The organism is Exiguobacterium sp. SH0S1, from assembly GCF_004337165.1.
Taxonomy (GTDB): Bacteria; Bacillota; Bacilli; order Exiguobacteriales; family Exiguobacteriaceae; genus Exiguobacterium; species Exiguobacterium aurantiacum_A.
In genome coordinates this window covers 320,213-341,709 of record NZ_SJVC01000001.1, presented here as the reverse complement: position 1 = coordinate 341,709, position 21,497 = coordinate 320,213, and the positions used below count along the sequence as shown (strand labels likewise).

The following is a 21,497-nucleotide window of genomic DNA, read 5'->3' as shown; positions in this document are numbered from 1 at the left end:
TGAAAGTCAACGTGTTTTCTCGATTTTGTCCAATTTTGCGAGCTCTGCCTCGAAGTCGGTCGGGAGTGCCGCCTCGAACTCGAGCCATTCGTTCGTCCGCGGATGATGGAAGCCGAGCGTGGCTGCATGGAGCGCTTGCCCGTTCAAATCGATTGTCCGACGCGGTCCGTATTTCGGGTCTCCGGCAAGCGGATGGCCGATATAGCGCATATGGACACGGATTTGATGCGTCCGTCCTGTCTCGAGCTTGCATTCGACGAGCGTGAAGTCTTTATAGCGCTCGAGCAGACGGAAGTGTGTTACCGCTTCTTTCGCATTCTTGTCTGTCACCGTCATGCGCTGACGATCGTTCGTGTCGCGTCCGATCGGCGCCTCGATCGATCCGAGCTCATGGACGAGCTCGCCGTGGACGAGTGCGACGTATTCGCGTTTGATCGTTCTGTCTTTCAACTGTTGCGCGAGTGACTCGTGCGCCATATCGTTTTTCGCGACCATGAGCAGTCCCGTCGTATCTTTATCGATACGATGGACGATACCCGGACGCTTCACACCATTGATGCCTGAGAGGTCGTCACAGTGATATAACAGCGCGTTGACGAGCGTTCCAGACGTATGACCAGCCGCAGGGTGCACGACCATGCCACGTGCTTTGTTGACGACGATGACATCCTCGTCCTCGAACACGACGTCGAGCGGAATATCTTCGGGGAGGACTTGGAGTTCGACGGCTTCTGGCACCGTCACGACGACTTCGTCCCCTTCTTGCAGTTTATAGTTCGGCTTCACGAGTTGACCGTTGACGAGCAGATCCCCTGCCTTAATCCAGTCTTGGATTTGCGAACGTGACCAGTCACTTCGTTCGCTCATCCATTTATCGATCCGTGCCTTTTCTTCGGCGACAAATGTGTAAGTTTCCATTACGATTGTCCCCTTTCTTTGTTTAATTTTTCTTCGAACAAGACGCCGATGATCATAAAGATGACCCCGAACGTGAGTGCCATATCGGCGACGTTAAAGATTGGGAAGTTGTAGCCGAACGGGTACGTGTCGACGAAGTCGACGACCTCGCCCCGGAACAGACGATCGATAAAGTTGCCGATCGCTCCGGCGAGCAGTAAACCGACACTGTAGCCGAGCAGTTTGAACCCGTTCACTTCTTTATGCAAGAAGTAAATCAGACCGACGACAACGACGGCGGTGACGATGAAGAAGAACACCATCTGTCCTTCGAGCATGCCCCAGGCCGCGCCTCTGTTGCGGTACGATGTCAAATAGAGCCATCCTGGAATCAATTCGATCGATTGACCGATCGTCATCGTCTGGACGACGATCCATTTCGTCACTTGGTCGAGCAAAATGAGAACGACTGCTAATCCGTAATAACGTTTCATCAAATTCTCCTTTCAAGTCATAAGAAACCGGAGTGGACTGTGCGCCACTCCGGTCCGGCTCATGCGATGACTTCTGTACAGCGCGGGCAAAGTTCTGGATGATCTGCGTTCTGACCAAGTTCGGTCGAATACGTCCAACAGCGGGCACAAGCGGCACCGTCTGCTTTCGCGACGCTGATCTTCGCCGTCGCGTAGTCGACGTCGGCCGTATCGACGTAGTCGAGTTGTGACACTTGCAGGAGTTGACGAACGTTATCGATCGTATCGAGCAGCGCTTTCGTCTCACCCTTCGGTGCGACTTGAAGTTTTGCTTCGAGCGGTTTCCCGATCAACTTCTCGCCGCGGGCGATCTCGATCGCTTTCAAGACGTCGTCGCGGAACGTGAGGAATTTCGACCATTTCGCGAGTAATTCCGTCTCTGCTTCCGTGAGCGGCGCCACTTCTTCAAGGTCCGACAAGAAGACGCTATCCGCCGTCTTGGCCGGGATTTCTTGCCAGACTTCGTCCGCCGTATGCGGGAGGATCGGGGCAAGCAGCTTCGTCAACGTGATGACCGCATCATACATGACCGTCTGAACGGCACGGCGACGCGCATCGTTTTCACGTTCGATGTAGAGGATGTCTTTCGTGAAGTCGAGATAGAACGACGACAATTCGTTGACACAGAAGTTGTGGCTCATGTGGTAAACAGCCATAAAGTCGAACGTATCGTACGCTTTGACGACTTTCGTCTGAAGTTGTTTCAGCTTCGTCGCCATGAAGCGGTCGGCTTCCGGCATATCTTCGAACGCGACGCGCATCGACGGATCGAACCCGTTCAAGTTACCGAGCAAGAAGCGTAACGTGTTACGGATCTTCCGGTATACTTCTGACACTTGTTTAAAGTTGTCATGCGAGGCGCGGACGTCTGATTGATAGTCCACAGACGCGACCCAAAGACGTACGATTTCAGCACCGTACTGTTTCACGAGGTCGTTCGGTGCAATCGTGTTGCCGAGCGATTTCGACATCTTCCGGCCGTCGCCGTCAAGGACGAAGCCGTGACTGAGGACGTTGCGATACGGTGCTTTGCCGGTCGTCGCGACTGCAGTCGACAGTGACGAGTTGAACCAACCACGGTATTGGTCCGAACCTTCTAGGTACAGGTCGGCCGGACGGCGCAAGTTGTCGCGCTGTTCGAGCACGCCTGCGTGTGACGAACCTGAATCGAACCAGACGTCCATGATGTCGACTTCTTTACGGAACTCGCCGTTTGGACTGTTCGGATGTGTGAAGCCGGATGGCAACAAGTCTTTCGCCTCGCGCTCGTACCAGACGTTTGATCCGTGCTCATGGAACAAGTTGGCGATATGGTCGATCGTTTCGTTCGTGATGATTTCCGTTCCGTCTTCTGCGTAGAAAATCGGGATCGGCACACCCCATGCCCGCTGACGGCTGATGACCCAGTCGCCACGGTCACGGACCATGTTGAACAGGCGCGTCATGCCCCATTCCGGTACCCAGTTTACTTCTTCGATTTCACGCAACATGTCGCTGCGGAAGTCTTTGATCGAAGCGAACCATTGCGGTGTCGCCCGGAAGATGACCGGCTTTTTCGTACGCCAGTCGTGCGGGTACGAGTGCTTGATGAATTTGAGCTTCAACAAGTTGCCATTTGCTTCGAGCTTCATGCCGATCTCTTTGTTCGCATCTTCATAGAACAGTCCTTCAAAGCCTGGTGCTTCGTCCGTCATATACCCACGGTCGTCGACCGGGCACAACACGTCAAGTCCGTACGCTTGGCCGACACGGTAGTCGTCTTCCCCGTGGCCAGGTGCGATATGGACGCAGCCTGTCGCTTCAGCCGTGACGTGGTCGCCAAGGATAAGGAGTGACGTCCGGTCGTAAAGCGGGTGCTGTACTGTCATGTGTTCGAACTCGCGTCCGTTCCAAGATCCGCTCACTGAGTATTCATCCCAGCCAAGTGCTGTCGTCACTTCTTCGACGAGCGTCTCGGCAACGATATACCCTTTGCCATCGTGCTCGATCCGTGTGTATGTCAGCTCATCGCTGACAGCGATCCCGAGGTTGGCCGGAATCGTCCACGGTGTCGTCGTCCAGATGACGAAATGGTCGGTCGTCCCGAGGACGCCTTTGCCATCGACGACTTGGAACGCCACATAGATGGCTGGTGATTTTTTGTCATAGTACTCGATTTCCGCCTCAGCGAGTGCCGATTCAGAAGACGGTGACCAATAGACCGGTTTTTTCCCTTTATAGATGTATCCTTTTTCAGCCATCGTGCCGAACAGGCGGATTTGCGCCGCTTCATATTCAGGCTGGAGCGTGATGTATGGATTGTCAAAGTCAGCGAGCAGTCCGAGACGCTTGAACTGTTCACGTTGTGAGTTCACTTGCTCCATCGCGTAAGCGGCACATTTTTCGCGGAACTCGGCGACAGTCATCTCTTTACGGTTGACGCCTGCTTTTTGAAGCGCGTTCTCGATCGGAAGACCGTGTGTGTCCCAACCTGGGATCATCGGTGATTGATAGCCGTTCAACGACTTGAAACGGACGATGATGTCTTTTAACACTTTGTTGAGTGCATGGCCCATATGGATGTCACCGTTGGCGTACGGAGGTCCGTCATGTAGAATGTATTGCGGCTTTCCTGCATTCTTTTCTTGAACGCGGTTGTATAAGTCCATCTGCTCCCAAGCCTCGTGCATTGCTGGCTCGCGCTTCGGCAAATTTCCACGCATCGCGAATTCTGTATCAGGCATCAATAATGTGTCTTTGTAGTTCATTGAAACTCCTCCTGCATCTTTTTTGAAAAACAAAAAAAACCCGCCCCTAAATAGGGACGAGTTCATCGACTCGCGGTACCACCCTACTAATCTCAAGTAGACCTTGAGACCGCTCTCGGTAACCGATAACGAGGTCAAGCGGTCACGCTTACTCAGTTCAGCATGACACTCATAGGGGATACCAAATAAAGTCTTTCTCTTAGGCTTGCACCTTCCCTAAGTCGCTTCGTAGGTGTGACTTTATTGACGTGTCCTAATCAACGTATTGTTTATTATCCGTGATGTTTGTTTGGTGTGACTTCGTCGTCATTATACGCAAGTTCACTCGTATCGTCAAGAACCGTCTGGACAGGCGGCTCTCCGACAATCGTGTCCCATTCGGTACTATTTAGAAGTTCCATCTGTGCGTCGACGAGAACACGGAACCGGGTCCGGTACAGTTCGACTTTTTTCAACATTTGAATGACTTCACGCTCTGCCATCTGCTCTTTACGCGATGCTTCCTCTTCTCGGGCGAGCGCTTCGCGTTCAGCCTGCTTCAAGATGAGGCTGGCTTCTTTGGCCGCATTGGTCTTGACTTCTTCTGCTGCCTCTTGTGCGACGATAATCGATTTATTCAACGTGTCTTCCATCGAGGAGAAGTAGTCAATACGGGCTTGCATATCGTTGACGAGTTCTTCGTACCTTCTATTTTCACGAATCAATAGCTCAAACTCTTTAATGATTTGATCTAAAAATTCATTGACCTCATCGATATCGTACCCGCGAAAACGAGTCGAGAACTCTTTGTTATGAATATCAATCGGTGTCAACGCCATTCGACTTTCCTCCTAAATTCAACGTATGATGCCATACTGGATTTTTATTTTCTCACGCTTTGTCGAGCCGAGGATTGCCGTCAATTTGACACGACCGTAACCCCGGATTGAAACCAAATCGTCTGGTTCGAGTAAAAAGCTCGCGTCCGTGATCGCTTTATGATTGACTTTGCAGTCACCATGTTTGACGAGCGCCTGTGCTTTCTGGCGCGACAGACCGAGCACTTCGCTCACGACCGCATCAAAGCGGAGTGAGGAGACGATGCCAAACTCGTCGCTCCATTTGACTTCTGGGACGGTCAAAATCGATGCGGCCGGCACATCAGACAGCCGCACCCGGGCTTTGCCGACGCGATCCACGTTCATTTCGATGAATCCAGCCGCATCAGCCGTCGTCGCGAACTGAGCGATCCCGTCAGCGAGGACAACATCGCCAAACTTTTGCCGCTTCAGGCCCGCGTTAAGAAGCGTGCCTGTCACTTGGCGGTGGGTCAAGTCGACAAACTTCGTCGGATAATCGATTTGAAGAATCTTGACTTCAAAGTCGTTCACGTCGAGCTCATAGTAGTCGGGCGTCAATAAAAGCCGTTTCCGCTCAGCTCCAGGGAAACCGCCGTCCTCGTAGATGGCGAGCCGTTTGCCAACGAGTTGCCTGACGATTTGTTGCTCACGTGGGTCTAAAAAATCCGTCAATTTAAACAAGTAGTTGTCCTCGACTTGTCGCACCCAGTCGAGCACTTGCTCGACAAACGGGCGTTCATTCGGTCGATAATGATCGAAGACGCTCATTTACAGACCGAAAATCGCTCGCACTCCTGCTTGCGCCATACGAAGCACGAACAGGGCGACGATTGGAGAAATGTCGAGCATACCGCCGATTGGCGGGATGATCCGACGGAACGGGTTAAGAAACGGCTCACACAAGTATGTCAAAATCTGTCCGAATTTTGATTCTCTCGCATTCGGGAACCACGATAATAAAATATAGGCAATCAAGACCCAACTATAATATCCAAGAAGCGTAACAATCGTATTGCCTAATGCAGGGATCGCATTTTCCATTCATTTACCACCCTTTACTGTTTAGTTCGTCCTCCGAAATCAAATTCGAAATCGATCCAGTCAATTCGATATTGTTCGGAGCACATAGAATCGTGTTATGTCCAATCGACGTCATCGTTCCTTCTAGGGCGTAAACGACACCCGACAAGAAGTTTACAACTTGACGAGACTGCTCTTTCGACATGCGCTGAAGGTTGACGATGACGGCACGATTTTCTTTCAACTGGTCGCCAATATCTTGTGCCTCGGCAAAGACGCGCGGTTCGGCAAGAACGACTTTCGAACGTTCTTTCTTCTTCGTGTTTAGCGCGACGAGGTTGTTCGATGGTTTCGGACGCTCCTCGGTTTTGACGAGCGCATCAGTCGTCGGTTGAGTGTTCGTCTCTGCGACAGCATACTCTTCCCCTTCATACGCGTGATTCGGATCTTCCTCAAGTCCAAAGAAGTCTTTCATTTTGTTTTTGATTGACATAACGGATTCCTCCTTAGAATATATTATTGCACAAGTACGGTCCCAATACGAACAAACGATGCGCCTTCTTCGATTGCCAACTCGTAGTCGTTAGACATACCCATCGACAATTCGTTGCATGGTGCATGTTCGAAGCGATTTGCCGCGACGCGGTCGCGCAATTCGCGTAAAGCACGGAATGTTTCACGGATCACACCTTCATCTTCTGTGAACGGAGCCATCGTCATCAGTCCGATGACCCGAATATGGCGATACTGTCTACAGTTCTCGATGAACGGGATGACTTCCTCTTTTTCAAGCCCATGTTTTGACGTCTCGCCCGATACGTTCACTTGGACGAAACAATCGATGACACGGTCGGACCGTTTGTCAATCTCTTCGGCGAGCGATAATCGGTCGAGCGAATGGATTGCGGCAACATGATCGATGACTTGTCTCACTTTGCGCGTCTGTAGACTGCCGATAAAATGGAACTTGGCGTCCGACGGCATCGCATTGACTTTCTCGAGCAAGCCTTCCGGACGGTTCTCACCGAAATCACGGACACCTTCTGCGTAAAGCGCGTTCGCGACGTCGACACCGACCGACTTCGTGACCGCGATGAGCGTCACCGCTGTTTCCGATTGAAGGTTCTCAATATTCTGTCTCACTTGTTTGACGTTATCAGCTATGCTCACAATTTCTTCTCCTTGACGAGGACGGCGGCAAATCGACGCTTGGCGTCTCCGTTCCGATAAGAGAAAAAGTCTCGATCGGAAGCGGTCGACAAGTTCGACTGCTTGACGTCCATGTTTCTTTCGACAGCGAGTGTCTCATTGACTCGTTGCAATGACAGATTCGCATGACGTTCTGATTCGTTATACACCGAGGCCGCATATGCTTCGGGCGAGACGGCATTTACGGCATCGAGGACACGGCGGTCGACTTCATAATGCTCGGCCGTGATGGCCGGTCCGACGTACATCTCGATGTCGTGTTCCGGAACCCCGAGCCGAGCGAATGCGTCCGCCATCGAAGACACGATGTTTCCGACCGTCCCTTTCCACCCGGCATGAGCCATGCCGATGATTCCGTGATCTTTCGCACAAAAGAACAACGGGACGCAATCGGCGAACACGAGAGCGAGTGGCAAATCGGTAGCGGTCGTGACGAGTCCGTCAGTCGCTTGAATCGCCTCATCGTATCGATAGGCGCCTTTGCCCTTGTCCGCTTCGTCGACGGTCGCGACACGCGTCCCGTGCACTTGATCGGCCCAAACCGAATCGATGAGCGACAAGTTTGCTTCGGTGAAGAAACGTTCCCGGTTGGCAATGACTTGTTCCGCATCATCGCCGACGTGCAAACCGACATTGCCTTCATTGTGTCCATCCGTCCGAGTCGTCACATAAGCCAGATAGCGATACGCCTCGGTTTCCCATGTATGTATGAGTTGCATACCAGTCTCCTTTTTTTAGAAAAAGGGGGTGCCGAGAACGGCACCCCCTGTTGTTTAGTTACGGCGTTGTCTTACGAACGCTGGGATGTTGATCGTCTCGTCTGGGACGTCCCCACCATAGACTGGTCTATGGAAGTTCCCTTCTTCTTGTTGAGCAGGTTCAGTCGGTTTCGGTTGAACTTCTTTGTTCGCCTCAGGCTCCGCTTGTTTCTTCGGTTGCTGAAGGAACGGGTTCGTGCCTTGTGACTCTTCCGCAAACTCAGTCGCGATGACAGTGACGATGATCTCCTCGTTCAAGTTTTCGTTGATGACCGAACCAAAGATCAAGTTCACTTCTTCATCAGCGGCGCTTTGAACGATTTGAGCAGCCTCTGTTACTTCATACAAGCTGAGGCTGAGTCCACCTGTAATGTTCATCAAGACACCTTTCGCGCCTTCGATTGAAGACTCGAGCAGTGGAGATGAGATCGCCTTTTTCGCTGCTTCGATGGCACGGTTTTCACCAGTTGCCACACCGACACCCATGAGCGCCGATCCTTTTTCCGTCATGATCGTTTTCACGTCGGCGAAGTCAAGGTTGATCAAACCAGGGATGGCGATCAAGTCTGTGATCCCTTGGACACCTTGGCGAAGCACGTTATCCGCTTCGCGGAACGCTTCGATCATCGGCGTGTTCCGCTCGACGATTTCAAGCAACTTGTCGTTCGGGATGACGATGAGTGTATCGACTTTTTCTTTGAACGCTTGGATTCCGTGTTGCGCATGCTGCATCCGTTTGCGTCCTTCGAACATGAACGGTTTCGTGACGACACCGACTGTGAGCGCTCCGATTTCTTTTGAAATCTCAGCGATGACTGGTGCAGCGCCCGTACCTGTTCCCCCACCCATACCGGCAGTGACGAAGACCATATCGGCACCGTCAAGTGCTTCGATCAATTGCTCACGGCTTTCTTCAGCCGCTTTCTTACCGATGTCCGGGTTCGCACCGGCACCAAGGCCGCGTGTCAATTTAGCGCCAAGCTGAAGCTTGACGTCCGCTTTCGACATATTGAGTGCTTGTGCGTCTGTATTGACCGCGATGAACTCGACACCTTGCACTCCGTGCTCGATCATTCGGTTGACGGCGTTTGAACCACCACCACCGACTCCAATTACTTTAATTTTTGCTACGGCGTCAATCGCCTCATCAAAGTACATCATTTCAGGTATCCCCCTACGTAATTTCCAATTGTTAACACATCATCAGCTTACACGCCAAATAATTTTTCCATTAAACGCCCGAATCCATTTTTAGATTCGCGCTCTGTTGTTTCAGGCTCGTCATCACGATCGATGTCGCGTTCTGTCCCGCCAGTTGGTGTTGGAACAGTCACGCGCTCATCTGGCTTCTCAAGTTGCGACTTCGAGACATGATGGTCGCTCATGAGCACATACTTGAGAACACCGACAGCCGTCGCGTATTTCGGATGTCTGACACCAATCGACGAAGGTTGGTAGAGTCTTGTCTTTTGACCCATGACGCGCGTCGCCAATTCCTGGATGCCAGGCAAGGCAGCCGCTCCGCCACAGAGGAGATAACCTCCGCTGAGCGGTGGAACACCTACCTTTTGCACTCTATTCAACACGAGTGTGAACATTTCCTCTATTCGCGCCTCTAAAACGTAACTAATTTCTGTTTGTGGCTCGAATGCCACTTCCCCATTAATATTCGTAAATGAGAATCCTTCAGAAGCGTCCGCCATTTCTTCGAGCGCGAGTCCGTATTCTTCTTTCGCCACTTTTGCGTCTTGGTACTTACAGTTGAGTTTATATACCAAGTCTCGCGTCATGTGGTCCCCGCCGACTGGGAGGATATACGAGTAGACGAGATCACCGCGATAAAATACAGAGACGGTCGTCTTTTCGTGTCCGATGTCGACGAGGCCGATCCCAAGGTCGATTTCATCGACGGAAGCAGCACTCATTCCGAGCGCCAAGTTACCGAGTACAAATCCTTCTAGCGTAAGGCCTGCCCGTTCAATCGAACGACGGATGCTATGTAGGACCGTTTTTGAACCCGTTACCATTTTTCCGTGCATCTCTAACCGGTAGCCGAGCATACCACGGGGATCGACGACCCCTGTCTGTTGGTCGACTGTGAACGACGTCGGGATGACATCGATGACGCTCATCTCATCCGGCAAACGCATCACTTGCGCCGAATTGATGACTTCGATGACGTCGACGTCCGTGATCTCTTGGTCTTCTCGTTTCACCGATGCGATCCCATGACACGGGGCAATTTGGATATGTTCCCCTTCGATGGCAACATATACCGAACGAACTTGATCACCGAGCGCCGCTTCGGCATGTTCGACGGCTTGCTTAATGGCTTGAACCGTTTTATCGATGTCGACGACGGCGCCACGTTTTACTCCTGCAGACGGGGCGCACCCCTCCGCCAAAATGTTAAGCGTTCCTCCGAGCAATTCGCCCACGACGAGCTTAATTTCTGACGTTCCTATATCCAATGCGGCAACATAACCGTTCGCTTCCAAAAGGGAAACACCTCCGCGCTTAAATTTCTGTTTCTGAATTTCCGTTACATTGTTACAGATATCCAAAAATATTGATAGGTCCGGCAAGATATCTCACGTCTAAGTTTACAACAAATAACATAGTGAGAAAAGGTAGAATCCTACAAATTAAGCGGTTTTGGGGTGTCAATTCGATTACAAACCATAAAAAAACAGTCCTTACGTGTCTAAGGACTGTAAAAAATCAGATTATTCTTTCGTTTTTTCGTAAGGGACGAAATAAAAGCCTCCGTCCATGACGACGGTTCCGCGTTGACCTTTTGGGATGTTTTCAAAGATATCCCCGTATTTTGAGACGGTTTGGCTCAGTTTGAACGTCGGTGTGAGCAACGTGTTTCCATCGTTCATATAAATCTCATACCGGACTGGTTCATCCTTTTTTTTCGAAAAGACGATTTCAGACATCCGGGCCCGCATCGCGTCATCGACTTGCTCGAGTTCACTTGCCACTTTCTCGAGCTCGGCGACGTCCGTGAACTCACGTAAGAGCGGACCATCCTGCAACTTCTTCGGATCATCGATTTGTCCGGTCGGGTGAAGTGATCCGTCTGCGAGCACGACGACTTCTTCTGAGTCGTTTCGCGAGTAGGCGATCATCTTCTCTTCCTCGACGTCCACGGTGACGATGTTATACCAAGACCGATCGACTTTGACGTCCCGCACTCCCGGGAGTGCGCGAATCGTCTGCTCGATGTCGTTCGGAGAGATGCGAACAATCTTTGAAGACGTGTCGAGATCCGTTCCCTCAAGGACGTAAGCTTCAGTCAACCAGTCGAGTCCGGACACATTCACTGCCTTCACGTCAGAAACCGACGTCTGCATATAGACGACGAGTGCGATGAGCACGGCAAACAAGAGTAGAATCGTCGCCAAGCGTCGATTCGCTTTTTTGCGCCGTTGGTCCTTCATATACGGAATGCGATCTTCCAAACTGCGAACGGTATTCTGACGCGTCTCCATTAACTTCTCTCCTTTATCGGCTTACTTCTTCAACAAGATCGGCGAGTGATTCCGCGGCGTGCGGGAATCCTAATCGTTTCGACGCTGCGGCCATCTCGTCATGGTGATTCAAGACGTGACGGATTGACGCGACGAGCGTGGCGCCTGTCAACGCTTGCTCTTTAATCAGTTCAGCGGCACCGCTCTCGACGAGCGCCGACGCATTTTTCGTCTGATGATCCGCTGTCACGTAAGGGCTCGGGATTAAAATGCTCGGCAAACCGAGCGCAGTCAATTCCGAGATTGTCGAAGCACCGGCCCGTGAGACGACGAGACTCGCACAGGCGAGGAGTTCTGGCATATCGTAGACGTAAGGCAAGATTTGGACGTTATCTGAGCTCGGCGCTTTGGCGACGACATCGTCAAAATGCACTTTTCCGGTCACATATAAGACGTTCACAGGTTCAGTCGCGAGTTCCGGGATCGCCTCGATGACCGCTCGATTGATCGCTTCCGCCCCACGGCTGCCGCCATAGATGAGAACAATCGGTCGTTCGTCAATCCCGTACTCGGTGCGCAGTTTCATCTCGTCTGCCGTTGTCTTCAAGACTTCACTACCCCGTGGATTCCCGATGACTTGCACGTTCGCCCCTGGGAAATGGTGTTCAGAACCGGCGAACGACAGCGCCACACGATCCGCTTTTTTAGACAAAAACTTATTCGTCAGTCCCGGGATGCTGTTTTGTTCATGCAAAATCGTCGGAATACCGAGCAGTTGTGCGGTGAAGACGACAGGCCCGGACACGAAACCGCCCGTTCCGATGACGACGTCAGGTCGGAACGTTTTCATGTCTTTTCGCAATGCGAGAACCGATTGGACGAACCGATAACCCGTCTTGACGTTCTCAATCGAAAGCGACCGTTTCAAGCCACTGATTCGAATCGATTTGAACGGGATACCCGCTCGCGGTACGAGATCGGCTTCAAGCCCGTTCTCGGTCCCGATATAGAGCACCTCTAAATCGGTATGCCGCTCTTTCAACGTATCGAGCAGGGCGAGCGCCGGATAGATGTGACCACCCGTCCCTCCACCAGAAATGATGACTCTCATCGGTTTGCCTCCTCATATGCGTTCACGAGCTTGACGAAATGTTCGCCTCGTTCTTCAAACGTCTTATATTGATCCCAGCTCGCACAGGCCGGCGACAGCAAGATCACGTCGCCTGCAACGGACTGTTCAAACGCGAGCGGCACCGCCTCGTCGAGCGTGGCGACGGCTTGCGCCGGAATGTTTTCTGATTCACTTAACGTTTTGAACCGTTCAGCCGTCTCGCCGTAAGCGATAACAGCTTTCACCCGTTTCATCGCCGGAACGAGTGATGTCAGGTCGGCTCCACGTTCGAGCCCGCCGCATAACCAAACGATTGGTGCTTCGAAACCAGTGAGCGCCGCCTCGGCAGCGACGTTGTTCGTCGCTTTTGAATCGTTGTAGACACTTCGGCCAAGCACACGGCCGAGGCTCTCCGTCCGATGGGCGACGCCGCCGAACGTGCGCAAGACGTGCTCGATATGATCAGTCGGGATGTCAAACGGCTCGATCAACAAGAGCGCGGCCAATACGTTCTCGACGTTATGGGCGCCTCCAAGCGCAAGTTCTGACACCGGCATGATCCGTGCGCCATGCAAAGTGATCCATCCTGAATCGACATGCGCGTCACCGGCTTCATAGCCAAACGTTTGGGCTGAAAGTCCAGTCGGCACTCGCTTCATGACTTCTCGATCCTCACCTTTGACGACGACCCGGTCTGAAGGCGTCATGTTTTGGAACAGATTCGCTTTCGCGTCAGCGTATGATTCGAAGTCCCCGTGATAGTCAAGATGGGCTTCTGATAAGTTGAGCAGTGCTGCCGAGCGGGGATGGAACGCTTCCACTCCCATCAGCTGAAAACTCGATAGTTCGATCACGATCAGGTCGCCCGGCGCGGCTTGCGTCGCGACTTCGATGGCCGGAAACCCGATGTTCCCCGCCACGTGGACGGGACGTTCGCCACCTTTTAACAGCTCATGGACGAGCGTCGTCGTCGTCGTTTTACCGTTCGACCCGGTGATGGCGACAAAATCTGCCTCTGTTGCCAAATAAGCGAGCTCGACTTCCGTATAAATCGGGATGTGACGCGCAATCGCTTCTTCTAGTAACGGGATCTGATAAGGGATACCCGGATTCTTGACGATCAGTTCAGCTTCGTCTAACAGTTCAAGCGGATGCGAGCCGAAGACAGTTTTTACGTTTAGCGCTTCAATCTTTGCCCGCTCTGCTTCTGTTGGCTCACTGCCCGTATTGATCACTACGTCTGCGCCGACCGCCTTTAAATAGGCGGCAGCTGCGATACCGCTCCGAGCCGCCCCGAGTACGAGGACTCGCTTACCATTCCACTGTTGATTCATGTCTTCCACCATCCATTACATGAGAAGTAACGACAATACTGCCGTGATCAAGCTAATTCCACTGAACGTCAATACGATGCGCCATTCTGACCAGCCGACCATCTCGAAATGGTGGTGGATCGGACTCATCTTAAAGATTCGTTTCCCCGTCGTTTTAAACGAGATGACCTGCAAGATGACACTGAGCGTCTCGATGACAAAAATAATACCGACGAAGACGAGTAATAATTCAAGTTTCAACATGAGGGCGAGACCAGCGACCGCTCCGCCTAAAGCGAGCGAACCCGTGTCACCCATGAAAATTTTCGCCGGGTATTTGTTAAAGACGAGGAACCCAAGGAGTGCTCCGACCGTACTAAACGCAAACCAAGCGATGCCGACTTCATCTTGTCCTAACGCATAAATTCCAAAGAACGCAAACGTCGGGATGGCCGAGAACGAAACGAGACCGTCCAAACCGTCCGTCAAGTTGACGGCGTTCGAGAAACCGACGAGCCAGAAGATGACGATGGCGATGTAGAACCAGCCCGTATCAAACGCGATCGATGTGAACGGAATGCTGATTGTTGTGTCGAGCCCGCCGCCAAGTGATAAGAACCAAACGAACAACACCGAGACAATGATTTGGCCAATCAACTTTTGGAGCGATGTCAATCCAAGGTTGCGTTTGTTGACGACTTTAATGTAGTCGTCAAGGAATCCAATGATCCCGAACGCGAGCGTGACGAACAAGAGCGTCCCGAATCCGGCGACCGCTTCTCCAAACACGATCGAAACGAGAAAGCCGACAAGAAGTGCGAGCAGGATGACGATCCCGCCCATCGTCGGTGTCCCTGATTTCTTTTGATGCCAATCCGGACCCTCGTCCCGGATCTCCTGACCAAACTTTAAGTTACGAAGCGCCGGGATGGCCCGCGGCATGACGACCAATACGGTCAATAATGAACTGATTAAGACGATTAAACTGATTAACATATTCGTACCTCACTACTCTATTTATTGGACTAAGCGCTCAAGCGCAAGTCCTCGCGATGCTTTTAACAATATCACAGTCTGTGGCCGTTGATAACTGCTGAGGAGTGCTTTCGCTTCCTCTACCGTTGGGACCATCGTCACATTCACGCGCGGGTCATTGATTCCTTGTGCGATCCATTTCGCTTTGTCGCCGATCAGCACGCAATCGGTCACAGGCGCCGTGATGACGTGGCCGACACTCTCGTGCTGAGCCTGTTCATCTGTCCCGAGTTCGTACATATCCCCGAGGACGAGGACACGACGGCTAAAGCCTTCTAACGTTTTCACCGTCTCGATGGCGGCAATCATCGATGTCGGGCTCGCATTGTAGGCGTCATTGATCAAATGCGCGTCACCGAACATTTGCTTCTCCATCCGCATCGATGTCAATTGAACCCGATTCAGACCGCGTTGGATCGTCTCGTGATCAAGACCTAATTTGAGTCCGCACGCGATCGCATATGCCGCATTCCGGATTTGGTGGGCTCCGAGCACTTTTAACTCATAAAACTCGTTATTGTAGCGGAAAATCGAGGCGTCAAACGTCGATTCGACGACTTCAAGTTTCCCATCCGCCGTCGCGTCGTAACCGACTCGGTAACCTTCGTTGGCCAAAAGCGGCTCGTCGGCATCGACGATGAGCACCCCGTCCGGTTTGAGCCCGGCTTTAATCTCAAGTTTCGCTTTAGCGATCCCTGAGCGACCGCCGACTTGTTCGCCGTGCGACTCGCCGATGTTCGTCACGAACGCGACGTCAGGCTTGGCAAGTTTCGATAACAACTCGATTTGACCGAATCCGTTCATCCCCATCTCGAGCACCGCGACTTCCGTGTCACGAGGCATTCGCAGTACGGTCAGCGGCAAACCGACATCCGAGTTGAAGTTTCCAGCCGTCTTGTGGGTTTTGAACTTTTCCCCGAGAACGACGGCAACCATGTCTTTCGTCGACGTCTTGCCATTTGAACCGGTGATCGCGACCACGAACGGATCGATTTCAGCCAAGTATCGTGCCGCCGCTTCTTGCAGCGCCTTTAGCGGTGACTCGACAGGAATCGCCACAATCCCTTCCGGCAGCGGACGCCCCTGCTCCCAAAACGTCACGATTGCGCCTTTTTGGACGGCCGCATCGATGAAGTCGTGGCCATCGACGCGAGCCCCGATGATCGGCACGAACAATCCGTCCTCATTACCGTCCCTCGAGTCGGTCGCGACATGACGGACCTCACGTGTGTCGTCCGTCTCCATCCCAAACCAAGAAGCAAGTGTTTGTATCGTTAACTGTTCCATCCTTATTTCCTCCTGTGACAAAGGAAAAGAGAGCCGAGGCCCTCTTCATCCCTATGCGTTAGTTCGACGGTGATTGGAGCCTCACTTTGAGTGTCGCCCCATTCTTGACCGGCTTGCCTTTCCCGATTGACTGGGAAGTGACAAAGCCCGTTCCGTCTATTTCTAAATTCAATTGATAGAGCGTCGCCAATCGTTTCGCATCACGAAGCGACCAGCCTGATAGGTTCGGCATCGTGAACGAGTCCTCCGTCTTCAACAGGAGACGCTCCCCGACGACGTACGACTGCCCTTCGACCGGGCTTTGAGCGACGACACCGTCCCCGCTACCGAGTAAGATCGGTTCGAACGAAGCGGCTTTCGCCTGCTTGACCGCCTCATCACGACCAAGCTCGACGTATGTTTCCGTCGTCTTCGTCGACGCATCGATTGTTTTCGTTTGTTTTTCCGGTTCGACGCTTCGATAGCGCAACGCCACGTCCATGACATCCTTGAACAGCGGCGCCATGATGCGCGGACCCGTCGTCGACGAGTCGCCGTTTGGTCGGTCGACCGCAATATACATGACGAGTTCCGGATCATCTTTCGGTGCCATTCCGACGAACGAGTGGATGTACTGACCGCTCAAGTACTTCCCATTTTCGGCAATTTGAGCCGTCCCGGTTTTTCCGATGACGCGATAATTATCGAGCGCATACAGTTGACCGGTTCCGAGATCACTATTGACGACACCGTCGAGTGCTTCGCGTGTCAGCTTGGCCGTTTCTTCCGTGACCGGTTGACCGACAGTTTTCGGATTGGTCGTCCGAATCGTCTCGCCCGTTTCACGGTTGACGACTTTTTTAATCACGTACGGTTGTTTCATCGTCCCGTCGGTCGCGATCGCTGAAGTCGCTTGTAGGATTTGCATCGGTGTCATCGCCGTCGATTGTCCCCATGCTGTGATCAACACGTTCATCGGACTATCGAAGTCGTATTGACTGTTCACTTCTCCCGGCAAATCGACGCCCGTTCGTTGGTCGAACTTGAACGCCTTGAAGTAATCTTCGTACCGGCCGAGTCCGAGTCGTTCATTCGCTAAAATCGAGAAGGCGACGTTCGAAGAGTGCCAGACACCTTCCACCATAGGAATCGTACCCCATCCGGTGACGTTATAATCATTGAACACCGTCTTGCCATACTTGTAAGACCCGGATTTATACAACTCGTTCGGGTTGTAAACACCTTCATTGATCGCTGCGGCGAGTGTGAAGATTTTCATCGTCGAACCCGGCTCAAAGCGAGATGAGACAGAGAAGTTGCTGTAAGACGTGATCTCACGGGTATTCGGATCAAAAGACGGACGATCGGACAAGGCGATGATCTCACCGGTCTTTGGATCCATGATGATCGCCGTCGCATTTTTCGGTTTATATTCTTTATACAGTTCATCCATTTTCGTATCAAGCAGTTGTTGGATGCGATGATCGAGCGTCAACTGGACGTCCGCTCCGTCTTCCGGGTCGATTTTTAGTTGTTCATCGCTCGACACGAGCTGTCGGCCTGCTAAATCTTTCTCGAAACGATATAAACCGTACGATTCACTCAGCACGTCATTGAGCGATTTTTCGATTCCAAGTTCTCCGACGAGTTCGATGCGCCCGTTTTGATCAATCTTTTGGGCGTAGCCGACGACGGATGAAGCAAAGACTTTATTCGGGTAATAGCGTTTCGGTTCTTCGACGAACGTGATGCCCGGAATCTCAAACGCTTCGATCGCTTCTTTTTGTTCGACCGTCAAATCCCGGCCCGGTACCCCGAACTCGATTTGACCGCGATCGACATTTTGTTCGAGCCGTTTCAAAATATCGGCTTCAGTCATCGGAATGACCGTCGCAAGCTCTTTAGACGCGCCCTTAAACTCGTCAGGCAAGAGCGTCTTGTTTTCGACCCGCTCTCCCCCTAGCTTCAAGACCGCGACAATCCGGTAGGACGGGATATTGATCGCAATCGGTTGCCCGAACCGATCAAAAATCTCTCCACGCTCCGCCTTAAGTGTACTGACAGCCTTCCAACGCTCTTCTTCAGCGAAAGCGAGCATGTTCTCCCCTTTGTACGTCTGAAAGACGGACAAGTAGAGGAACCAGCCGACAAAAAATAAAAAGAGCGGTGTGAAGCAAACGATCGCCACCCACGCCACTCTTTTTTTACTCTGTTGTAGAGAATTCATCAGTCGATCACCAAAACGTTCTTTTCATTGAACTGCATGCCGAGCTTTTCAGCAATCGCATAAATTCTCTCAGGTGAGCTTAGTTGGGCAATCTCATACTTCAGTTCTTCATTCTCTTTCGAGATCGTGTTCATCTCTTGGCTGATGACAGCCGTATCTCGCATAATATTGTACGCTTCGTTATGTTTCGACACCGTGATGCCACCGAACAAGACGACCGAGAAAATCATCGTCGGGTACAGGATGGATTCGAACAAGGTCAACGTACGTCGTTTCGGAGCTGGTATTGGTCGTTCTTGCGGAATCGGATTTCGATTCGGTGAAATTTGAGGCTGCAGAGCCTTGCGGGCAGCTTCTGGCATCAGGTATCCCTCCTACGTACAATCTATTTTTGTTTTTCAGCGATCCGAAGTTTGGCCGACCGGGCCCGGCGGTTGTCTTCAAGTTCGTTATCTCCGGCAGTGATCGGCTTGCGTGTGATCAGCTTCAATTCCGGTTCGAACTCCTCTGGGATAATCGGCAATCCTTTTGGCAACTGTGGATACTGGCTCTTCTCTTTGAAAACCTGCTTACAGATGCGGTCTTCAAGTGAATGGAACGTGATCACACAAATCCGTCCACCGATGGCGAGAATGTCAATCGCGTCTTGGACGGCACGATCGAACACGTTCAATTCGTCGTTCACAGCGATGCGGATCGCTTGGAACGTCCGTTTCGCCGGATGGCCGCCTTTGCGTCGCGCCGGCGCCGGAATTGCGTCTTTAATCAATTCGACGAGTTCGAACGTCGTCTCAATCGGCTTGACGGCACGGGCTTGTTCGATTTTACGCGCAATCTGTTTCGAGAACTTCTCTTCCCCGTATGTAAAGAAAATGCGGGCGAGGTCCCCGAACGGCCATTCGTTGACGACGTGATACGCCGAAAAATCTCGTGACCGGTCCATTCGCATATCGAGCGGAGCGTCAAAATTATAGCTAAAGCCGCGTTCTGCCTCATCTAACTGTGGTGAAGAGACACCGAGGTCAAATAATACTCCATCGACTTGTGTCACACCTCGTACCGCTAACTCGTCTTTCAGATGGACGAAGTTGCTCTTTATAAACGTAACCCGGTCCTCATATGGAGCCAAACGCTCAGCAGCGTGCGTGAGTGCGACGTCGTCCTGGTCGAAGGCGTAAAGATGGCCCGTCGTCAGGCGTTTCACAATCTCTTCGCTATGACCGGCTCCCCCTAACGTACAATCGACGTAAATTCCGTCCGGTTTGATGTTCAGTCCATCAACAGACTCCATTTTTAAAACCGTTTCATGCTCAAACATACAAAAACCCTCTCAACCTACATTTTTCAACTAGTTTATTACATTTACTTTATCATAAAAATGTCAAGCTACGCATTGGTTTTTAGAGAAAATAGGAAACAAAAAGGTAACAAACAAAAAATGGTTCTCCAAACAAGTGGAGAACCTCGATCATTTACGATTTCACAATCAAATTTTGACTAAACAACGCTCCCATTCCGCCTGTTCATAGGCGGCGCGTAACCGAACGAATAAATCGTCTCCGTGACGATTCATCAGTGGGACCATCGACCAGATCCGCTCTTGCGGTGCGTCCATCGGCAGCAAGCGTGTCGACAGATGGATCCGGCGTCGATTCAAACGATACTGCTCGCGCTTCGCCTCGGCCCGCATCTCGTCAGCGAGACGGTCAAGGATATGTCGCGCGTTCGTCTCAAAGCGATGCCCGCGCTTTCCTGCCTCTTGCCCGATTGCTTCAGACAGCGTGCGGTAGGCATACAGACTTTGGTCAAACGATTCGTCATCGAACGAATGGTCCGGGAGCGGATTCGTCAAGTAATCGACGAGTGTGGTCCCTTCTTGAGCGAGTTTTTTCTCGTCGTTCGTCGACATGACGACAGCGCCAAGTCTCGGGATCAACAACGGCATCTTCCAACCGAATACATGAAACAACGGACGAAGTTGGAGCCAATAGGCGATCTCCCCCGGACCAGCGACGTATGCGAGCGTCGGGAACAAGTAATCTTGCATGAGCGGCCGTGACACGACATTATTCGAGAACCGTTCGGGATGCTCATCAATTTCTTGTAACAGTTCCGCCTCCGTGAAGCAGTGACCGCGTTTCGTCGTGAAGACATCTTGTTCTTTCGTCAACAATTCACGCGTCCCGTCATGATAAAACACGTGGGCCGCATCGCGGTTCAGTTCTACGGTCGGCATGCCGTCCTCAAATGAGTCGCGGAACACTTCGTGCAAGCGGTCGTGTTGCACGATCAACTGTTTGAACGCCTCACGTTCGAGCCGGCGTACGTCAGGCTGATGCGGGTCGAACAGGAGAAAATCGTTCCCGACGAAACGCCGCATCATCTTCCCAAAAAATTGTGCGAACGAGTGACTCGCTTGGAGTAAGACGACAAGCTCATGATAAAGCGTCGCCGTATGGACAGTCTCTGTCTCCGACACGAACAGACGTTGCAACATTTGGACGAGTTCGATTTTGAGACGGTCGAATTCGAGTTCTCCGACCGATGCTTTCCCTGCGAGCGGAACGGTCGACAACGCTTCTTTCCGCAGTTGCCGTGACAACGGCTGGGGGGCGTACACATGGTTGATCTCGGCGAAGTCATGATCCTCGGTCGCCATCCAAAAAATCGGGATGACCGGCTTACCGAGCACGGCTTCCGCCTGTTTCGCTCGTTTGAGCACGGTTAACAGCTTATACACCGCAAACAACGGGCCCCCGAAGACGCCGACTTGCTGTCCGGTCACAATCGTGAACGCCTCGCCTTTCGCGAGCGCGTCGAGTTTTGAGTCAAGCACGTCCGAGAGCGGACCGTGAACCATCTGTTGCGCCCGAAGAATCCCTGCTAACGATTCCAGATGCGGGTATGAGCGTCCTTCAAGCTCGCTCGCTCGAGCTTCGAGCTCGTCCATTCCTTTATAGTCCAGCCACTTCGTATATCCCGCTTCGATTTGAATCATCGGGGAAGATGGACTGTACATGGCGTCTAGCGACTCTATCCTCACGTATAACGACTTCCTTTCAAACG

20 protein-coding genes and 1 other annotated feature are annotated in these 21,497 nt (G+C 52.0%); all 20 genes read right to left on the bottom strand.

Going from position 1 to position 21,497, the window contains the following annotated elements:
- Positions 1–6 precede the first annotated feature (6 nt).
- On the bottom strand, positions 7–918 hold the full coding sequence (locus EVJ20_RS01700; protein WP_070327548.1) for an RluA family pseudouridine synthase: 912 nt from the start codon (positions 916–918) through the stop codon (positions 7–9).
- Positions 918–1,391 (bottom strand): signal peptidase II, encoded by a 474-nt coding sequence (gene lspA, locus EVJ20_RS01695; RefSeq protein ID WP_131506898.1) that lies wholly within the window; start codon positions 1,389–1,391, stop codon positions 918–920. Before lspA ends, EVJ20_RS01700 begins: the two co-directional genes overlap by 1 nt.
- Before the next feature lie 59 nt (positions 1,392–1,450).
- A complete protein-coding gene (gene ileS, locus EVJ20_RS01690) occupies positions 1,451–4,177 on the bottom strand; it encodes an isoleucine--tRNA ligase (RefSeq protein ID WP_131443391.1) in 2,727 nt (908 codons plus the stop codon).
- 49 nt (positions 4,178–4,226) lie between these two features.
- Positions 4,227–4,447, bottom strand: a binding site (T-box leader).
- Positions 4,448–4,449: 2 nt separating this feature from the next.
- The gene (locus EVJ20_RS01685; RefSeq protein WP_016509011.1) at positions 4,450–4,995 is read right to left on the bottom strand and encodes a DivIVA domain-containing protein; all 546 of its coding nucleotides are present in this window, start codon (positions 4,993–4,995) and stop codon (positions 4,450–4,452) included.
- A gap of 18 nt (positions 4,996–5,013) precedes the next feature.
- Complete coding sequence (locus tag EVJ20_RS01680) at positions 5,014–5,784, bottom strand: YlmH family RNA-binding protein (protein WP_070327551.1); 771 nt, start codon at positions 5,782–5,784, stop codon at positions 5,014–5,016.
- A complete protein-coding gene (locus tag EVJ20_RS01675; protein WP_070327552.1) occupies positions 5,785–6,057 on the bottom strand; it encodes a YggT family protein in 273 nt (90 codons plus the stop codon).
- A 4-nt stretch (positions 6,058–6,061) separates the two neighbouring features.
- Entirely contained in the window at positions 6,062–6,529 is a 468-nt protein-coding gene (locus tag EVJ20_RS01670; protein WP_070327553.1) for a cell division protein SepF, read from the bottom strand.
- Between the two features lie 23 nt (positions 6,530–6,552).
- Entirely contained in the window at positions 6,553–7,206 is a 654-nt protein-coding gene (locus EVJ20_RS01665) for a YggS family pyridoxal phosphate-dependent enzyme (protein WP_070327554.1), read from the bottom strand.
- The gene (pgeF, locus tag EVJ20_RS01660; protein WP_131489856.1) at positions 7,203–7,964 is read right to left on the bottom strand and encodes a peptidoglycan editing factor PgeF; all 762 of its coding nucleotides are present in this window, start codon (positions 7,962–7,964) and stop codon (positions 7,203–7,205) included. The genes EVJ20_RS01665 and pgeF overlap by 4 nt, the downstream gene beginning before the upstream one ends.
- Positions 7,965–8,018: 54 nt before the next feature.
- Positions 8,019–9,164, bottom strand: coding sequence for a cell division protein FtsZ (gene ftsZ / locus EVJ20_RS01655; protein WP_070327556.1), 1,146 nt, complete (start codon positions 9,162–9,164; stop codon positions 8,019–8,021).
- Positions 9,165–9,211: 47 nt separating this feature from the next.
- On the bottom strand, positions 9,212–10,501 hold the full coding sequence (gene ftsA / locus EVJ20_RS01650) for a cell division protein FtsA (RefSeq protein WP_070327557.1): 1,290 nt from the start codon (positions 10,499–10,501) through the stop codon (positions 9,212–9,214).
- A gap of 228 nt (positions 10,502–10,729) precedes the next feature.
- The gene (locus EVJ20_RS01645) at positions 10,730–11,500 is read right to left on the bottom strand and encodes a cell division protein FtsQ/DivIB (protein ID WP_131506896.1); all 771 of its coding nucleotides are present in this window, start codon (positions 11,498–11,500) and stop codon (positions 10,730–10,732) included.
- A gap of 13 nt (positions 11,501–11,513) precedes the next feature.
- Complete coding sequence (gene murG, locus EVJ20_RS01640; RefSeq protein WP_070327559.1) at positions 11,514–12,590, bottom strand: undecaprenyldiphospho-muramoylpentapeptide beta-N-acetylglucosaminyltransferase; 1,077 nt, start codon at positions 12,588–12,590, stop codon at positions 11,514–11,516.
- Positions 12,587–13,924: a UDP-N-acetylmuramoyl-L-alanine--D-glutamate ligase gene (gene murD, locus EVJ20_RS01635; protein ID WP_236633992.1), complete on the bottom strand. Its 1,338-nt coding sequence runs from the start codon at positions 13,922–13,924 to the stop codon at positions 12,587–12,589. The genes murG and murD overlap by 4 nt, the downstream gene beginning before the upstream one ends.
- Positions 13,925–13,939: 15 nt before the next feature.
- Positions 13,940–14,899: a phospho-N-acetylmuramoyl-pentapeptide-transferase gene (gene mraY, locus EVJ20_RS01630; RefSeq protein WP_070327561.1), complete on the bottom strand. Its 960-nt coding sequence runs from the start codon at positions 14,897–14,899 to the stop codon at positions 13,940–13,942.
- Positions 14,900–14,920: 21 nt separating this feature from the next.
- Positions 14,921–16,225, bottom strand: coding sequence for a UDP-N-acetylmuramoyl-tripeptide--D-alanyl-D-alanine ligase (locus EVJ20_RS01625; protein WP_201740004.1), 1,305 nt, complete (start codon positions 16,223–16,225; stop codon positions 14,921–14,923).
- Positions 16,226–16,283: 58 nt separating this feature from the next.
- Positions 16,284–18,392, bottom strand: a complete 2,109-nt coding sequence (locus EVJ20_RS01620) for a penicillin-binding transpeptidase domain-containing protein (protein ID WP_236636147.1) — start codon at positions 18,390–18,392, stop codon at positions 16,284–16,286.
- A gap of 38 nt (positions 18,393–18,430) precedes the next feature.
- Positions 18,431–18,793: a cell division protein FtsL gene (gene ftsL / locus EVJ20_RS01615; RefSeq protein ID WP_084813098.1), complete on the bottom strand. Its 363-nt coding sequence runs from the start codon at positions 18,791–18,793 to the stop codon at positions 18,431–18,433.
- Between the two features lie 23 nt (positions 18,794–18,816).
- Positions 18,817–19,749, bottom strand: coding sequence for a 16S rRNA (cytosine(1402)-N(4))-methyltransferase RsmH (gene rsmH / locus EVJ20_RS01610; protein ID WP_131465336.1), 933 nt, complete (start codon positions 19,747–19,749; stop codon positions 18,817–18,819).
- Positions 19,750–19,917: 168 nt separating this feature from the next.
- Positions 19,918–21,474, bottom strand: coding sequence for a bacillithiol biosynthesis cysteine-adding enzyme BshC (gene bshC, locus EVJ20_RS01605; protein WP_236636146.1), 1,557 nt, complete (start codon positions 21,472–21,474; stop codon positions 19,918–19,920).
- Positions 21,475–21,497 lie beyond the last annotated feature (23 nt).

Coding starts and splice junctions, on each gene's coding strand:
- mraY (WP_070327561.1), bottom strand. CDS start 14,899: ATGTTAATCAGTTTAATCGTCTTAATCAGTTCATTATTGACCGTATTG.
- murG (WP_070327559.1), bottom strand. CDS start 12,590: ATGAGAGTCATCATTTCTGGTGGAGGGACGGGTGGTCACATCTATCCG.
- ileS (WP_131443391.1), bottom strand. CDS start 4,177: ATGAACTACAAAGACACATTATTGATGCCTGATACAGAATTCGCGATG.
- EVJ20_RS01645 (WP_131506896.1), bottom strand. CDS start 11,500: ATGGAGACGCGTCAGAATACCGTTCGCAGTTTGGAAGATCGCATTCCG.
- ftsZ (WP_070327556.1), bottom strand. CDS start 9,164: ATGATGTACTTTGATGAGGCGATTGACGCCGTAGCAAAAATTAAAGTA.
- pgeF (WP_131489856.1), bottom strand. CDS start 7,964: ATGCAACTCATACATACATGGGAAACCGAGGCGTATCGCTATCTGGCT.
- lspA (WP_131506898.1), bottom strand. CDS start 1,391: ATGAAACGTTATTACGGATTAGCAGTCGTTCTCATTTTGCTCGACCAA.
- EVJ20_RS01625 (WP_201740004.1), bottom strand. CDS start 16,225: ATGGAACAGTTAACGATACAAACACTTGCTTCTTGGTTTGGGATGGAG.
- rsmH (WP_131465336.1), bottom strand. CDS start 19,749: ATGTTTGAGCATGAAACGGTTTTAAAAATGGAGTCTGTTGATGGACTG.
- EVJ20_RS01675 (WP_070327552.1), bottom strand. CDS start 6,057: ATGGAAAATGCGATCCCTGCATTAGGCAATACGATTGTTACGCTTCTT.
- EVJ20_RS01685 (WP_016509011.1), bottom strand. CDS start 4,995: ATGGCGTTGACACCGATTGATATTCATAACAAAGAGTTCTCGACTCGT.
- EVJ20_RS01700 (WP_070327548.1), bottom strand. CDS start 918: ATGGAAACTTACACATTTGTCGCCGAAGAAAAGGCACGGATCGATAAA.
- murD (WP_236633992.1), bottom strand. CDS start 13,924: ATGAATCAACAGTGGAATGGTAAGCGAGTCCTCGTACTCGGGGCGGCT.
- ftsL (WP_084813098.1), bottom strand. CDS start 18,793: ATGCCAGAAGCTGCCCGCAAGGCTCTGCAGCCTCAAATTTCACCGAAT.
- EVJ20_RS01680 (WP_070327551.1), bottom strand. CDS start 5,784: ATGAGCGTCTTCGATCATTATCGACCGAATGAACGCCCGTTTGTCGAG.
- EVJ20_RS01670 (WP_070327553.1), bottom strand. CDS start 6,529: ATGTCAATCAAAAACAAAATGAAAGACTTCTTTGGACTTGAGGAAGAT.